General features: G+C 56.4%; 16 protein-coding genes. 12 read left to right on the plus strand and 4 right to left on the minus strand.

The window, feature by feature from the left end:
• Positions 1-5: 5 nt before the first annotated feature.
• Complete coding sequence (locus QZ517_RS04760; protein WP_294222983.1) at positions 6-413, plus strand: hypothetical protein; 408 nt, start codon at positions 6-8, stop codon at positions 411-413.
• Between the two features lie 75 nt (positions 414-488).
• On the opposite strand, the gene QZ517_RS04765 is transcribed toward QZ517_RS04760, so the two are convergent.
• Positions 489-1,859, minus strand: a complete 1,371-nt coding sequence (locus tag QZ517_RS04765; protein WP_294222984.1) for an MATE family efflux transporter — start codon at positions 1,857-1,859, stop codon at positions 489-491.
• Positions 1,860-1,992: 133 nt separating this feature from the next.
• Between QZ517_RS04765 and QZ517_RS04770 the strand changes: the two genes are divergently transcribed.
• Complete coding sequence (locus tag QZ517_RS04770; protein WP_294222986.1) at positions 1,993-2,637, plus strand: TIGR02453 family protein; 645 nt, start codon at positions 1,993-1,995, stop codon at positions 2,635-2,637.
• Here the strand turns inward: QZ517_RS04770 and ppk2 are convergent.
• The gene (gene ppk2, locus QZ517_RS04775; RefSeq protein WP_294222989.1) at positions 2,634-3,611 is read right to left on the minus strand and encodes a polyphosphate kinase 2; all 978 of its coding nucleotides are present in this window, start codon (positions 3,609-3,611) and stop codon (positions 2,634-2,636) included. The two genes, QZ517_RS04770 and ppk2, sit on opposite strands and share 4 nt — an antisense overlap.
• Before the next feature lie 237 nt (positions 3,612-3,848).
• Between ppk2 and QZ517_RS04780 the strand changes: the two genes are divergently transcribed.
• The 7 genes from QZ517_RS04780 (at position 3,849) to QZ517_RS04810 (ending at position 11,763) form a co-directional block, all read left to right on the plus strand.
• A complete protein-coding gene (locus QZ517_RS04780) occupies positions 3,849-5,150 on the plus strand; it encodes a dienelactone hydrolase (protein WP_294222992.1) in 1,302 nt (433 codons plus the stop codon).
• Between the two features lie 227 nt (positions 5,151-5,377).
• Positions 5,378-6,154 carry a transporter substrate-binding domain-containing protein gene (locus QZ517_RS04785; RefSeq protein ID WP_294222995.1) on the plus strand — a complete coding sequence of 259 codons (777 nt, stop codon included), beginning with the start codon at positions 5,378-5,380 and terminating at the stop codon, positions 6,152-6,154.
• Between the two features lie 210 nt (positions 6,155-6,364).
• Positions 6,365-8,323 carry a DNA topoisomerase IV subunit B gene (gene parE, locus QZ517_RS04790; protein ID WP_294222998.1) on the plus strand — a complete coding sequence of 653 codons (1,959 nt, stop codon included), beginning with the start codon at positions 6,365-6,367 and terminating at the stop codon, positions 8,321-8,323.
• 76 nt (positions 8,324-8,399) lie between these two features.
• Positions 8,400-9,245: a hypothetical protein gene (locus QZ517_RS04795; RefSeq protein WP_294223001.1), complete on the plus strand. Its 846-nt coding sequence runs from the start codon at positions 8,400-8,402 to the stop codon at positions 9,243-9,245.
• A 536-nt stretch (positions 9,246-9,781) separates the two neighbouring features.
• Entirely contained in the window at positions 9,782-10,216 is a 435-nt protein-coding gene (locus QZ517_RS04800; protein WP_294223002.1) for a hypothetical protein, read from the plus strand.
• 81 nt (positions 10,217-10,297) lie between these two features.
• Complete coding sequence (locus tag QZ517_RS04805) at positions 10,298-11,044, plus strand: hypothetical protein (RefSeq protein ID WP_294223009.1); 747 nt, start codon at positions 10,298-10,300, stop codon at positions 11,042-11,044.
• Positions 11,045-11,088: 44 nt separating this feature from the next.
• A complete protein-coding gene (locus QZ517_RS04810) occupies positions 11,089-11,763 on the plus strand; it encodes a hypothetical protein (protein WP_294223012.1) in 675 nt (224 codons plus the stop codon).
• A 117-nt stretch (positions 11,764-11,880) separates the two neighbouring features.
• Here QZ517_RS04810 and QZ517_RS04815 read toward each other — a convergent pair whose 3' ends face one another.
• Complete coding sequence (locus QZ517_RS04815; protein WP_294223015.1) at positions 11,881-12,456, minus strand: PA14 domain-containing protein; 576 nt, start codon at positions 12,454-12,456, stop codon at positions 11,881-11,883.
• 104 nt (positions 12,457-12,560) lie between these two features.
• Positions 12,561-13,214, minus strand: coding sequence for a phosphoglycolate phosphatase (gph, locus tag QZ517_RS04820; RefSeq protein ID WP_294223018.1), 654 nt, complete (start codon positions 13,212-13,214; stop codon positions 12,561-12,563).
• A gap of 161 nt (positions 13,215-13,375) precedes the next feature.
• Between gph and QZ517_RS04825 the strand changes: the two genes are divergently transcribed.
• The 3 genes from QZ517_RS04825 (at position 13,376) to QZ517_RS04835 (ending at position 16,356) form a co-directional block, all read left to right on the plus strand.
• Positions 13,376-14,302 (plus strand): LysR family transcriptional regulator, encoded by a 927-nt coding sequence (locus tag QZ517_RS04825; protein ID WP_294223021.1) that lies wholly within the window; start codon positions 13,376-13,378, stop codon positions 14,300-14,302.
• 132 nt (positions 14,303-14,434) lie between these two features.
• Complete coding sequence (gene puuE / locus QZ517_RS04830) at positions 14,435-15,850, plus strand: allantoinase PuuE (RefSeq protein ID WP_294223025.1); 1,416 nt, start codon at positions 14,435-14,437, stop codon at positions 15,848-15,850.
• Complete coding sequence (locus QZ517_RS04835; protein WP_294223027.1) at positions 15,847-16,356, plus strand: ureidoglycolate lyase; 510 nt, start codon at positions 15,847-15,849, stop codon at positions 16,354-16,356. Before puuE ends, QZ517_RS04835 begins: the two co-directional genes overlap by 4 nt.
• The last annotated feature ends 10 nt before the right edge of the window (positions 16,357-16,366 follow it).

The raw sequence follows: 16,366 nt of genomic DNA on the forward strand, positions 1-16,366 counted from the left end.
GGCCCATGAGCAGTGACCTGCCAGACTACTACTTCCGCGTCCGCGAAAATGGCGCGATGGTTTTCCGTGTCGACACGGAGAACCGCCAACGCCGGATTGAGATGGACCAAATTGCGGTCATCAACATCAAGAATGGCGAGGTTAAGCCCCATGGCAGCACCAAGCTGACCAAAGAGGACAAGGCAGAGATTGATGCTTGGATGGAGGAACGCCGCGCTTTGCTCGCGGAACGAGACATCGACGACATCTTACGTTCCGTGGACCACCTCAACCTGACTTCTCAATGGGCGCAATCCAAGGCCACGCCGGATCAGTTGGAGCAAATCACCGACACTTTGTTGTTGGCGATGCATGATCTGCGGTCAGTTCTGGTGCGCAAAAAGGCGGATCGATTGCTGAAAGGCAAGAAGTAGAGGGGCTTTGCCCCGTCCCATCCCCAGATAGGACTCCCCAAGGTATTTGAGGAAAGAGAAAGTCGGGCGTCGGTGTTAAGCCGACGCCTTTTTCTCGGAGAACCGCTTACGCAGGCGTTTTAGATCCGTGACCCAGAAACGATACATCAGCAAGATGCCCGCTGCCGTCAGACCGCAAACCAGCCCAAGCCAGACACCTTCGCCCCCCAGACCAAAGGTAAAGCCCAACACATAGGCACTTGGCACGCCAATGCCCCAATAGCTGATCGCGGCAATCACCATCGGCCCACGGGTGTCTTGCACCCCACGCAACAGCCCCAGCGCCATCACCTGCGCACCATCCATCACCTGAAACAGCGCCGCCACGTAGAGCAAGCTAACACCTGTTGCGATGATCACCTCGCGTTGAGGCTCTTGCGGATCAATAAAGGCACCAAGCAGTTGCTCCGGGAAGATCAAGAAGATCGCCACCGCAACAAAGGCCAGCATCAGCGAGGCGACAATCGCCACCCAAGCCCCACGCGCCATGTGCTCCGCATCTTTGCGCCCCATGGCGTTGCCCGCTCGCACCGTGGCGGCATTAGACAAGCCCAAATGGATCATAAAGGCCAGGCTGGCCAATTGCAGCGCAATACCATGTGCCGCCAGCGTCACCGTGCCCAACCACCCCATCATGATGGACGAGGCGGAGAACAATCCAACCTCGGCCAGGTTGGTCACGCCAATGGGCAGGCCCAGCCGGAACACTTTGGCAAACACTTCCCAGTCTGGCCGCCAGATACGGGCAAACAGCGTGTGCTGCGGCAGCGCCTTCACCGCGTAGAGGACCACGCCAATCAAAGACACAAACTGCACAATGATCGAGGCAATTGCCGCCCCGCGCACACCCATCTCGGGCAGGCCCCAATTGCCAAAAATCAACCCGTAGTTCACCACCGCGTTCACTGGCACGGCGGCCACTGTGACCCAGAACACCACGCGAGTGTGCTCCAAAGCTGCGAGGTAAGATTTGAGCACCATCACCAACAATGCGGGAACCAGTCCAAGCCCGGCAATCCGCAAATACGCCTGCGCCAATTCGGCCACATCGGGCGCTTGCTTCAGCGCCAGCAGAAGTGGGCCCGACATCAGGAACAGCGGTTGCACCACAACGCCAAAGATCACCGAGAGCCACAGCCCCATGCGGGTGACACGTCGCAAGGCCTGCTCATCCCCTTCCGCATCCGCCTCTGCAACCAGCGGCATCACCGCAATGGCAAAACCTGACCCCAGAATAAAAATGACAAAGAAAAACATGCTGCCCAGCACCACAGAGGCCAGCGCCTCCACAGAGTACCAGCCCAACATGACGGTGTCGGTCAAACCGATTCCAAACTGCGCCACATGCCCGCCAATGAGTGGCAGGCCAATACGCATAAGGGCGCGAACGTGATCAGACGTCCGCATTGGGGAGGTCGCTGGTGATGTTGTCATGCCCAAGCAGTAAGCTTGTTAATTAGACAGGGCAAGGCCCGGCTTTGCGTTGATCAAAAATCCGCACTCTGCCACCATGGTCCTGTTTCCAACTCAAGGTTCCACCATGTCCACCGATCCCTTTGCCACATTGATTTCCGACAGCCGCGCATTTTTGAACACCTTGGCTGACAACAACTCCAAGGACTGGTTTGCAGGGCACAAAACCACTTATGAAAGCCAGCTCAAATCGCCAGCACTGGCGCTTCTCGACACGGTGAGCGCTTCTTTGGAACGACAAACCGGACAGGTGCCGTCCACCAAACTCTTCCGCCCCCACCGTGACGTGCGGTTTTCCAAAGACAAAACGCCCTATCACCTGCATTTGCACATGTTGTGGTCTACCCCGCCGACCGGCTTTTTCTTCGGCATTGGCCGCGACTATCTTTCTGTGGGCGGCGGCATCATGGGGTTGGACAAAGACAAGCTCACGCGGTGGCGCACACTTGTTGATGGCGCGAGCGGCACAAAAATCGCCAGTGCCTTGGATGATCTGCAAGCCAGCGGCGCCCGCATGGATGACGCTGAACTCAAACGCGTGCCCGCGCCGTTTGACAAGGACCACCCGCAGGCGGCCTTGCTCAAACGCAAAAGCTGCACGGTCTGGTTTGACTTTGACGAAAGTGAGATCACAAAAGGCAGCCTCGTGTCGCAAATCGAGACCGCCTTCCAAAAATTACAGCCACTCAATCAGCTGCTATCCACGCTTTAGCGCGGCTTACGTGTGTCCGGGTGCAACGCCGCGCCCAGAATGTGATCAGACTGGTGAATCACATGGCTGGCGGTGTTCACAATCAGCGGGTCCGCCTGCTCCACAATGCTGTGATCCTTGCCGGGATACTCCAGCGAGCTCAGAAAGTGGCGCATACAGTTCAAGCGCGCACGTTTCTTGTCGTTTGATTTCACCACTGTCCACGGCGCGTCGGCTGTGTCGGTATAGAAGAACATTGCTTCTTTAGCCTCAGTGTAGTCGCTCCATTTGGACAGAGAGGCTTTGTCAATTGGACTCAGCTTCCACTGCTTCAATGGATCGGTCTCCCGGCTCTCAAACCGGCGTTTCTGCTCGTCCTGCGTGACCGAGAACCAGTATTTGTAAAGCCGAATACCTGAACGCACCAACATGCGTTCCAAATCGGGGGTCTGGCGCATGAATTCGAGATATTCCCCCGGCTCACAGAACCCCATCACCCGCTCCACACCGGCACGGTTGTACCAGCTGCGATCATAAAGCACCATTTCGCCGGAGGTTGGCAGATGGTCGATGTAGCGCTGGAAATACCACTGCCCGCGCTCTTCGTCGGTGGGTTTGTTCAGCGCCACCACGCGCGCGGAGCGTGGGTTCAGGTGCTCGGTAAAGCGCTTGATTGTACCGCCCTTCCCGGCTGCATCGCGTCCCTCAAACAGCATCACAAACTTCTGGCCGGTGTCCTGCGCCCACAGCTGTACTTTCAGCAACTCCGCCTGCAACTGCGCTTTCTGCTTTTCGTACGACCGGCGGGACAGTTTGGTGGCGTAAGGATATTCCCCCCGCTCAAATGCGCGGCGCAACTCATCCGCAGAAGGCTCACTGTGTGACCGCACATCAAGCGTTGCTTCCTCGGTAGATGTCACATCGTCGGACACCGCCGCCGCATCCTTGTCCACGCCATTTTCCACCTGAACCACACCATCCAACTGATCATCCATAAGCGTCTCCATACGTTTCTTTTAAGATCACAAGTCAGCTAGCATTTTGTTGGCAAAAACGCCTTGATGCACGTCAACAAAACCCACAAATACCCCATATTTCCTTCACCTTTTCAGCCCTTTCAGAGCTGCTCCCCGTACACAACGGCACACAATGACCCCGCGTCTCGTTTTCCCTTCAGAGTAGATTGCAGCGAATGTCACCCCTAGACTTCCCGCAGTCATTGGAGGACCTTCATGTTTGTTAAGCCCAGATCCTGTTTTTGGAAGATTGCTGTGTCACTGACCCTCGCTGCCACACCGCTTGTCGCACAAGACCGCATTGACTTAATCCGGCCCGATGCCCCCGAGCTTGCCCCTTACGGCGCGCTGCCGATTGGGGTCACCACACGCCACTTTGAACACCAAGATCAAGTCGACGTGCTGAACGCGACCGAAGACACACTGGTGCGCTACGACCGTCCGCTGACAGTTGAAATTTGGTATCCCGCTGCCGCAGGAACGCCACAAGGCGGCACCTATGAAACCGAGCTTCGCGACCCCTCCATTACCGTCACTCTCACCGGACGTGCGGCGCGGGATGCTCCCCCTAAGTCAGATGGTGCCTACCCGCTTGTGGTGATCTCGCATGGCTATCCCGGCAACCGCGTGCTTCTGTCTCATCTGGGTGAGAACCTCGCCTCCAAAGGTTATGTGGTTGCATCCATCGATCACACCGACAGCACCTACCCGGATCAAGCCGCCTTTGGCTCCACGCTGCTCAACCGCCCCATCGACCAGAAATTTGTTGTAGACAGCATCGCGAATCTCGACGACTCCATCGGTAGCATCACTGACGCCAACAACACCGCCGTCATTGGCTATTCCATGGGCGGCTACGGTGCGCTGATTTTTGGCGGTGCAGGCCTGGCCCCTGGCGTCGAGGCGTCCACCTTTGCACCCCCACAAGGTACATTAATCCACAACGTCGCCGGCACCGACACCCATGAGGCGCTGGTGGATGATCGCGTGAAAGCCATCATCTCCATCGGCCCCTGGGGCAAAAACTACGGCCTGTGGGATGACGCCGGGCTGGCGGGTCTGCGCAAACCAACCCTTCTGATGGCGGGCGAAGTGGATGACGTGTCCGTCTACGCGGCCATGCGAGAAATCTTCGAACAGGCCACAGGCACAGACCGCCACTTGCTCACTTTTGAGAACGCCAACCACAACGCCGCCGCGCCAATCCCTGCGCCAATGGCCAGCTGGCAGCCCTCCGAGAGCCTCGGCTTCCCGCCGTTTGACCACTACGCTGACGCGGTCTGGGACACCACGCGTATGAACAATATCACTCAGCACTTCACAACGGCCTTCCTCGATCTGCACCTCAAGGGCGACGAGGACAAAGCCGCTTATCTGGATTTGGTGCCCAATGCCAAAGATGGCGTGTTTTCTGCTGAAGAAGACGGCAGCTTCAAGCCCGATCACACCTATTGGAAAGGCTTCCCTGCCCGGACTGCGGTTGGCCTGATATTTGAAACCGAAACTCAGGGCAACTAGTCCATCATTGAACAGACGTGGCGTCGCAGGGCGCCACGTCTTACGTTACGGAACTTGTAAAATTCTCGTAATTCCGAAAATTTCGTCACCTAAATGCAAACCAACATTCTCTTTTATTTATAGTCAGTTATTTAATTTCCTACCCGAAGTAATTCCAATTTCCCGCTAAGGCATCATTAAGACTTGAGTGCCTAGGCTGCGGCAGGAATTGCGAGGAGGCTCTCCCTATGAAATTTTTAACCGCCACGGTGTCTGCCATTGCGCTGACCGTTTCAACAGGTGCAGCCGTCGCTGACACCGTCACCATTCTGGCCGCTGATCTGCCACCGATGGTCTATTCTGACGGCTCCGGTCGCGAAGCCGAAATTGTCACCCGCGTGATGGAGCATTGCGGCCACGACGTGAACTACGTGGTGCAACCTTTCACCCGTCACTGGGCAACCTACGAAGGTGGCACCGGCGACGCTGTGATGACCGTGCCCGTTGGCATGCCCATGGACGGCGCCCAAAGCGCGCCTTACATCGCCTACCAAAATGGCGTGTCTTTTCTGGCGTCCTCGGGCAGTGACTATGGCGCTCTCGCGGATCTTTCCGGCCTGAGCATCGCAGCCTTTGAGGGCGCATCTGGCATTCTGCCGGGCCTGTCTGACGCTCAGGGTTCATTTGGCTCTTATCGCGAGATGGCTGACCAAGAAACCCAATCCAAACTGCTGTTTGGCGGGCGTGTAGATGGCATCTTGGGTGACGGTATGCTGTTTGCCGCTTACGCCGCCAGCTTGCGGGACGCCGGCGCCTCCGCCGGTGTTGACGCCAGCCAAGCGTTGGAGTTTCGCGCCATCTTTGAACCATCCAACTACGCCATGAACTTCCGCAATCCGGACATGTCTGCGGACTTTGACCGCTGCTTCTCTGAACTGGAAGCAGACGGCGCCATTGCGGCGATCAACACAAAGTGGATCGACAAATACCGAGACTCACTGGCGGACAACTACCTGTCCATGTGACCGCCAACTTACGACATCACATCCCCATGTGATCACGCGGTGTCCGGGGATTCATTTGTCCCTCCATCCGGGCACCGCACATTCCCTCTCTCCAAGACGCCGCCTGTTTTATCGCAGGCGGCTTTATGGTTCTTGCGTCCTGCCTCTTCCCCCCGCCGCGCCTCCCTGCCATACTGCCCGCCAAACAACACCAACAAGAGCAGCCCGCGAATGCCCAACGACCTTCTGGCCGATACACAGCCGTCTGACTATGATGCCTCCTCCATTGAAGTCCTTGAGGGGCTGGAACCTGTCCGAAAACGACCGGGCATGTATATTGGTGGCACGGACGAACGCGCCCTGCACCATCTTGTGGCCGAAGTGCTCGACAACTCCATGGACGAAGCGGTCGCAGGCTTTGCCAACCGCATCGAGGTGGAGTTGCACGCGGATTATTCCATGACCATCCGCGACAATGGCCGCGGCATTCCGGTGGATCCCCATCCCAAATTCCCTGACAAATCCGCACTGGAAGTCATCCTCTGCACCCTGCACGCAGGTGGTAAGTTCTCGGGCAAAGCCTATCAGACCTCGGGCGGTCTGCACGGCGTGGGGGCTTCGGTTGTTAACGCTCTGTCTGATCTGATGGTTGTCCAGGTCGCGCGCGACAAAAAGCTATACGAACAAAGTTTCTCCCGTGGCATCCCCCAGGGTCCAATCGCCCAAATTGGCGCCGCCCCCAACCGCCGTGGCACCACGGTGACCTTCCACGCCGACGAACAGATTTTTGGCCACCACCGCTTCAAACCGGCCCGCCTGTTCAAATCGATCCGCTCCAAGGCGTATCTCTTCTCCGGTGTTGAAATCCGCTGGAAAACCGCCATCGACGACGGTGAAACCCCGACTGAGGCCACATTCCACTTCCCCGGCGGGCTGTCCGACTACCTCAAAGAAACCATGGACAAGGCAACCACCTACGCCGAGCAGCCGTTTGGCGGCACCGTGGACTTCCAAGAGCGGTTTGGCGTGCCTGGCAAGGTCGAATGGGCGATCAACTGGACGCCCTCGCGCGACGGTTTTATCCAGTCGTATTGTAACACCGTCCCCACCCCCGAAGGCGGCACCCATGTCGCTGGCTTCTGGTCGGCGGTTCTGAAAGGCATCAAAGCCTACGGTGAATTGGTCAACAACAAAAAGGCCGCGCAAATCACCCGGGACGACCTGATCACCGGCGGCTGTGCGCTTGTGTCCTGTTTTATCCGTGAGCCGGAGTTTGTTGGCCAGACCAAAGACCGCCTTGCGACAGTTGAGGCCCAGCGACTGGTGGAAAACGCTGTACGCGACCACTTTGACAACTGGCTGGCCTCCAACAACAAATCCGCCGGCGCCATCCTCGACTTCCTAATCCTGCGCGCAGAGGAACGCCTGCGTCGTCGTCAGGAAAAAGAGACCGCACGCAAAACCGCCACCAAGAAACTCCGCCTGCCCGGCAAGCTGGTGGACTGTTCCGCCACCAACCGCGACGGCACCGAGCTGTTCATCGTGGAGGGGGACTCTGCGGGTGGCTCTGCCAAAATGGCGCGCAACCGCAAGACCCAGGCCCTTTTGCCGCTACGTGGTAAAATCCTCAACGTACTTGGCGCTGCTGGCTCCAAGATTGGCACCAACCAGGAAATCAACGACCTGACCCAGGCGCTTGGCGTTGGCCTTGGGACCAAATTCAACGTTGACGATTTGCGCTATGACAAGATCATCATCATGACCGACGCGGACGTCGACGGCGCCCACATCGCAGCGCTGTTGATGACCTTCTTCTACACCCAAATGCGCCCGATGATCGACGCCGGCCACCTCTACATGGCCTGCCCGCCGCTGTTCCGCATCACGCAGGGGGCCAAGCGCGTCTACTGTGTCGATGAGGCGGAAAAAGACGCCCACCTTGAAAAAGGCATCGGCGGCAAGGGGCGCATCGACGTGTCCCGCTTTAAGGGGCTTGGGGAAATGGACGCCAAAGACCTGAAAGAGACCACCATGGATCCCAACAGCCGCAAGCTGATCCGGATCACCATTGACGAAGACGAGCCCGGCGAGACCGATGGCTTGGTCAATGACCTGATGGGCAAAAAGCCAGAGAAGCGGTTCCAGTACATTCAAGAGAATGCGCGGTTTGTGGAGGAGTTGGATGTTTAGGCAACAAAAACATCGATGCTGTACTTAGGTTGCAAACGCTGGCTCAACTGTAATTTTCATGGTGTCTTTGTTCCAAATGAAACGCTTGCTTGCGATGGTGTCTTTAGGTCTATTTGGGGCGGTTTCGGTGTTGCCAAACAGCGCGGCGGCACAGGACGTCGTCCCGTTCAAGTACTCCGAAGCCAGAAAACACTTACAAGCAATTGTGGATTTCGAGGGACCCGTGTTTTCGCCGCTTCTGCAAAGCACCTCCACATCCGGTTATCGGGCTGGGGGTGTCCAATTTGGTATTTCGTTCGAGCATACTCAGGAGAAATACCAAGGCCCGTTAACGGTGGCCCCGGACCTAAAGATCGTCGCAAGTAAATCACGACAATCTGGCGGTAAAGTAAAAGCCCTAGAGGGACTTTACGGAGTTTCACAAAATCAAAGCCAGGTGCTGACGACGCGAAAAACCTCTGCTCGAAAAGTTCACGTTGAAAACTTTGAAGTTATCGATGGCAAAAGGAAACTTGTATCTTCCGGGTTAGAAGACCGTTCCTATGACTGGATTGGACGAGGCAGTGATATCGTCTTCACGTTTGAGGCGGAACAGTTCTTGGTCGGGTTTCAACTAACAGAGTTTGAGACTGCACTTCCTGCTCAATCCACGGACACAGAGAAACAGGTGGGAAGCACCTACTATATACGTCTATTTCGTCGCGACGGCAGCTTGCTGGGCGACTTTCGGATGCCGATTGAGCCAAACCAATATGTTGCCTTTCAAAGGTGCGTCGGCATCAGAGACATTGCCGGAGTTTGGATTTCAGCCAGAACGCCGACAGGATTCGCAATCGACAATCTGATTTACGACAGCGAGCCAACCGAAGTTCCGCTCGAGGTAAAGGAACAGTTGGAGCCTTGCATCGGCCTGTTTTCCTAAGTCTGTTAACTTTCGAAACCCCACTTATCTTGGTAATTCAGCGACTGACCCGAGGGGGGGTGCGGAACGCGCCCTCCCATGGGGGAGGGTCAGGCGCGGCGGAATGCAAAGCATTCCGCACAGGCTCTCAGGCTGAAAACCTCTCGTTTAATGGCAATGCAGCGGCTTGGACCCCGCATGACAACACTGGCCTGGAGGTGAGCTTTTGCGGCATCCCCCGCCGTGATGCACAGTCCCGTCGGCTGTGATGGAAGTGATTGCATTTGGAGCCAAGGCAAAGCTTGGGGCAGTTGTCGCAAGGATCGCTGCGACGACGATGGTCAAAGTCTTCACGTTAAACTTCCTTAAATTAAGAATGACCCATTCTAAGCAGCCCACCAATGGTCCACGCAAGACACACCCGCCCACCTGCGACAATTCCCCGTAGGGTGCGCATTCACTGCGCACCATCCACCATCCCCAGCACCCCAAAACGGTGCGCATAAATGCACACCCTATATCTTGCCCGCCATCGGCCACCCTGCCAAACTCCCACCATGCGCCCTGCCCTTGCCCTGATCCTCACCCTCCTGCTGCCCGTCCCCGACGCTACGGCCCAGGCCCGCAAGGACTCCGCGCGGCATCAAAACAACTTCATGTCCCCCCAAAGCCAACAGGCCCGCCCGCAAAAACGTCAGACGCCAGACCTGCACCAATGGCCGCAAAAGCAACCGCGCACCGAACTCTTCTGTGACCAATACGCCCGCGCTGCCACCGGCATGCGCGGTACCGAACAAGGCAGCCGCACCGGCACCAATCTTGGTCAGGGCGCGGGCTATATCGGCACGCGGGATCGCAAACAAGCCGAAGCCTTTGGCATGATCGGCGGTGCCATTGGCTCGGCAGCAGGCGAAGCACAAGACCAGCAATTCTATCAGTTTCACTTCCATGAATGCATGAACGGCGGCCGCTTGGTCACAACACCCCGGTAGGGTGCGCATTCACTGCGCACCAAAACCACGCCTGACCGACACGTGAACTCCATTTCAGCCGCAACACGCTAAGCTGCCCTCATGGCCGCGTTTTTACAAACCTACCAACTGCCGCTCATCCTCGCTTGCTTTCTTCTGGGATGCATCGGCGCGCTCTTGTTGTTCAAACGCGCCAACACCACCCGCGCCTGGCAGATCGCCGACTTGATCTGGGTCGCCTTAGGCGGGGTTGGCGCAGTGGTCGCCATCGCGGCGGGCATCTATCAAGAGGACAGCACCGCGCTGAACCGCCAGATCACCGTCGCCTACACCGCGTCGCGCGCCTTTGACACCGACGCCGCCCGCTTCCGCCTGCGTTACTGCGCGCAAACCAGTGACGCGGACCTGACCACGCTCTGCGAAAAGGTCGAATTCCTCTCTGCCTCAAGCGCCGAAAACACCGCCCTGCCCCTGTTCCTGACCATCACGGAACGCGCCGCCCCACTTGAAGGCATCTCCTTGCTGTTTGGCAGCCCACGGGACCACGCACAAATGAGCCAAGCCGCCGCCGAGCTGGAGATGGTCGAGTTCCTCGCCTTTGAGACCCGCGACGTGCCCACCATCATGGCGGTGGAAAACATCGCGCCCACCCGCCCGGAAATCGCTGCCGACTACCGCGTGCTCGCGCTCACCTATGACACGCTGATCGAAGACATCACCGCCTTGCGCGACGCGTGGCAGCGCCTGCAATCCGGCCGCGCCTTGTTGATCCTGCAAATCATCGCCCTCTGCCTTGTCGCCTTTGCGGCACCTTTCCGCTTGGGCCGCACAATCGACAGCCTTCTGTGATTTCCCACCTTGCCACCACAAGGCGCTTTGCTAGTCTCCCCTTCATGCGCACCTGGCCCGTTTTTCTTTGTCTCGCTTTGATCTCCTGTGGCCGGTCGCTGACCGAAAGTGAGCAGGCGTTTACCAACGATGTTCTGGGCGAAACCATCAACACCAAACCAATCCGCATCACCAAAGACGCGCCGCTGGGCATTCAGACCTTTGAGTATGAAAAACGGCCCCGCCTGGCCTGCCGCGAACGCATCCATCCAGAACCCAAAGGCGACACCATCACGGCTTCCGCCGCCGGTGTGGTGCTGTATGAGCAGCTTTACACGTCCAAAGACTGGTCTGCGCCCAACTACGTGCCCAGCTACCCCGACGAGCTTCATCTCACTGCGGCAATGTTCTTTGCCCATGAAATGGTGCACATCTGGCAATGGCAAAATCGCGAGATCACCGGCTACACGCCTTTCCGGGCGGCGCGAGAACACAACAACGGCGCCGACCCCTATCAGTTTGAAAGCGCCTCAGCCGAGACATTCCTGGATTACGGTTATGAGCAGCAGGCCGCCGTGGTCGAAGAATACCTGTGCTGTTCCCTGCTCGATCCCGAGGCCCCGCGTACGGCTCGGCTCAAATCCCTGCTCTCACCACACTTCCCGGTGGATGAATTGCCGCGTCCAGATGCGTTGGTGCTGCCGTGGAAAGACGCACAGGTTAAGAATATCTGCCGCTGATTGGTGCAAAAATCGCCACAGTTGCGAAACAGTCGCGATACAGACAGTTTACCGACGTGGATTCCGGCTACAAAAAAGGGGGCCGAAGCCCCCCAATTAATCACTCTGAACAGAAGTTTACTTATAGCCAAACGCACTGTTTGGGATCAGCTGGCGCTTGCCACCGGGCGCTTTCCATTCGCTTTCAAGACAGGCCGTTCCCTCTTTCTGCCAGTATAACACCTTGAAATCATACCATCCTGCCGAGGGTACATTGACCTTCGGCCGCCCCACACTGGCACAGGCTGTGATCTTATTGAGCTTCGCAACCGACTTGCCGCCAATCCAGATCTGAGAGCCATCATTGCTAAAGAATTCAAGGTCATAGACCCCAGGCTTATCAAACTTGATATACCCGTTAATGTCCGCAACCACTAAAGTCGCCTTGCCCGATGTCAGCACCGGCGCGCCCTGCCCTTTGTCCGGAAAGTTTAACCCTGGCAAAGGCTTACCGGGCTTGGACCACTTGATCTTCGACTTCGCTTGCGACAGGTTCCGCACATTCCGTTCGCCAGTAAAGTAGTTGACCTTGAGCCCCCGCTTCACGCCCGTTGGCTGAGGATTGGCCGGGGTTATGTCAATCGCCTGTGCAGAGACAGCCCCCCCGATCAAAATGGAAACAGCGGCCAAAGCACTGACAATAAAAGATTTCACAACCAAACTCCTCGCGTCATGGCGTTTGGGGATAGCCTAAAACCAACTGCCCCCAATGAGCAAGTCACAGTTATGCAGATCGGAGAGAAGCTGCGTATTTTGGCCTATGCCGGTTGCGTTCCCTCAACCACTGCCAAAAAATCACTCCAGCTTGAAAAACACTTGTCATGGTGAATGTCCGCAACGGGTGTTTTTCGGTAGCCCTCTGTAAACAAAGCAAAAGTCACGCCAGCCCGCTGCGCAGTTTCTGCGTCTACTTCGCTGTCTCCAACATAAATCACGTCCGCCAAAGCAGTTTTACCAATCGCTTTCAAAAGCGGCATCGGATCCGGTTTCCGTTTTTCATACGTGTCACCGCCAACCACAATGTCAAAGTACTGCGTCAGGTTCAAAGCCTTCAAGACATGCCGCGCGGGCTCTTCCGGCTTGTTGGTACACACCCCCATCCGCACACCTTTGGCTTGGAGGCTCTCCAGCACGTCTCGCAAACCATTGTACAGCACCGTGTGCTCATAAGTTGAGGCATTGTAGATCGCCAACACCCGCGCATTGAGACGCGAAAACTGTGTGTCCTCAATGTCAAAATGCGCCATGACACGACGGACCAACGTCGGTAGTCCGTTGCCAACAAAGGAAATAACTGTTGGTAGGTCTAGTTCCTCAAAGCCTTCCTCTGCCAGCATGATGTTCACCGAGGCGCGAATATCTGGTGCACTGTCCACTAGGGTACCGTCCAAGTCAAAGATCACAGTCTGCATCACGCACGCCTCCAAAGCCTAAGCTGTTGCGGGGTTTCAACCATGCTCTGCCAACAATGAAAAGCGCGAAATCGTTTGTCTTTAGGTCCCTCTGGCGCGCGACATCTTTCTGGGATACCGTGGAATACAACGCCAGCTTCAAGAAATGCCTGAAGATAACCATGTCCTACATCGACAACATCCGCACTTTTGTACGTGTCTACGAGCTTGGCAGCATGTCCGCCGCCGCACGGGACCAACGTATCTCCGCAGCCGTGGCGTCTTCCCGGATTTCGCAATTGGAAGACTATCTTAGCGTTCGCTTGTTTCACCGCACCACACGGCAACTCAACCCCACGGAGCAAGGCAACACCTTCTATGAAGGCGCCTGTAAGATTCTGGCCACCATTGACGAAGCCGAGGCGGCTGTAAACTCGATCACACAAAGCCCGCGCGGCTTGATCCATATTGCGGCACCCCTGGGCGTCGGTCGTCGCCTGATTGCCCCACTGATCCCCGAGTTTAAAAAGGAATACCCTCTTATCGATCTGCGCTTACGATTGTCTGATCGCAAATTAGATCTGACGGCGGAAGGCCTTGATGTGGCTTTCTTTTTAGGCGTTCCTGAGGACAGCACCTTGCGCATTCGCAAAATTGCAGACTGCCCACGTGTCTTATGTGCGTCCCCCAAATACCTGTCAGACCGGGGAGAGCCAACCGCGCCCGAAGAACTGACCAATGGCACACATGACTGCCTCAATTTACGGTACCCGGGCGCACCAGAGTTCCAGTGGCCCTTGGAGACGTCAGATGGCACTCGACGGTTTGCTGTCAAAGGACCGTTTGAGTCAGATGATGGCGACGTGCTCACTGATTGGGCTCTTGAAGGCCACGGCATCACACTCAAACCCGAATTTGAGATCGCGGAGCACCTAATGTCTGGTGCATTGGTTCCCGTGCTATCAGACACGCCGCCAATGCCAATCCAAATGGCCCTTCTGTACACCCACCGACGCCACCAAGATCCCAAAACACGGCTCCTGATTGAGTTTATGACACCACGTGTGCAAGCTGCTCTTCAGAAAAAGGAAGCCGTAGCAGATACCTAGCTCCCAATGCATCTGGCCAGTTGTTTTTTTGTAAGCGGCGTTCGTAGCAACAACTCTTTCAAAAAAAATTGGAAAGTCACGGTGCGTTTTTTAAGCTAAAACAAAGCAATCGCGAAACAGGGGAGATTTGGCGTGATGCGGTATGCACGGGACATGCGGGGCTATGGCCCTAATCCACCACACGCACAATGGCCCAACGACGCCAAAGTTGCGGTTCAGTTTGTACTGAATTACGAAGAAGGTGGCGAAAACTGTGTACTGCACGGAGACGCCGCCTCAGAAGCGTTTCTCTCGGACATTCCTGGCGCTGCGCAATGGCAAGGTAAACGCCATTGGAATATGGAGTCGATCTACGAGTACGGCGCGCGCGCAGGCTTTTGGCGGTTGCATCGCCTCTTTACCGGTAAAGACATTCCCGTAACCATTTATGGCGTCGCCAGCGCATTGGCACGCAACCCGGAACAGGTTGCCGCCATGAAAGCTGCGAATTGGGAAGTCGCCAGCCACGGCCTCAAGTGGGTCGAGCATAAAGACATGCCGGAAGATGAAGAACGCGCCTCAATAGCCGAAGCGGTTCGTCTACACACCGAAGTGGTTGGGGCACCGCCACGCGGTTGGTACACAGGACGTTGCTCTGAGAACACCGTGCGCCTTGTCGCTGAAGAAGGTGGGTTTGACTACATCTCAGACACTTATGACGATGACCTCCCTTACTGGCGCGAATATGGAGACCGTGATCAACTGATCATTCCATACACCCTGGAAGCCAATGACATGCGCTTTGCCACGGCCCCAGGGTGGGTGACAGGACAGGATTTCTTCACCTACCTTAAAGACGCCTTTGACGTGCTTTATGCCGAGGGTAGCGAAGGCGTTCCAAAAATGATGTCAATTGGATTGCATTGCCGCCTGATCGGCCGTCCTGGCAAACTTGCAGGTCTGGCCCAATTTTTGGACTACATTCAAAGCTTTGAAGGGGTGTGGACCCCACGCCGGGTCGAGATTGCGGAGCATTGGGCCATCGCTCACCCGCACAAACGGTTCGAGCGTCCAAGCCAAATGGACCAAGCGCGTTTTGTGGAACTATACGGCGGCATTTTTGAACACTCTGCCTGGATTGCAGAGAGGGCACACGCGTTGGAACTTGGTCCAGCACATGATTGTGCCGCAGGGGTTCACAACGTGCTTTGTCGCGCCTTCCGAACGGCCAGCGACGAGGAGCGGCTTGGTGTTCTCAATGCCCACCCGGATCTTGCGGGAAAACTGGCAGCTGCCGGCCGTTTAACCGCAGAAAGCACATCCGAACAAGCTGGCGCTGGCCTCGATTTGCTCACCGATGAGGAACGAGCGCACTTCACGCAGCTCAACACTGACTACGTTGCCAAACACGGGTTCCCATTCATTATTGCCGTGCGCGACCACAACAAGACCTCGATCATGGCGGCCTTTGACCGACGCATCAGCAATGACAGCACAACCGAATTTTCCGAAGCCTGCAAACAAGTGGAACGCATTGCCGAATTCCGTTTGATGGATTTGCTGCCGTGACCAAGATAGCCATTCAGCCCCTCACATCTGAGGCTTTTTCTCCTTTTGGTGATGTGATCGCACTCAAGCCCGAAGCCGACAAAATCATCAATCAGGGTATGTGTGGTCGTCATCACGACCTGGCCGCTATGGATTTCTCAGAGGGGCGCGCTGGGATCAGCTTGTTCAACGCGCAACCAAGAAGCCTGCCCTATACACTTGAGATGGTGGAACGTCATCCAGAAGGAAGCCAAGCTTTCATTCCAATGACAGAACACGCATTCCTTGTGATTGTTGCCAAAGATTTAGGCGGCAAGCCGGATACCCCGCTCGCATTCCAAACGCAGGCGGGACAAGCGATCAACTTTCATCGCAACACGTGGCACGGCGTTTTGACTCCGCTTGCGGCTCCCGGCCTATTTGCTGTGGTTGACCGTATCGGAGACGACAAAAATCTCGAAGAATTTTGGTTCGACACGCCGCATCAGGTGGTGGCGAGTCAAAACCAACGGTCAGGCATCCCCTGACCAAACCGCC

The sequence above is a fragment of the uncultured Shimia sp. genome, from assembly GCF_913054185.1.
In the GTDB taxonomy this organism is placed as follows: Bacteria; Pseudomonadota; Alphaproteobacteria; order Rhodobacterales; family Rhodobacteraceae; genus Shimia.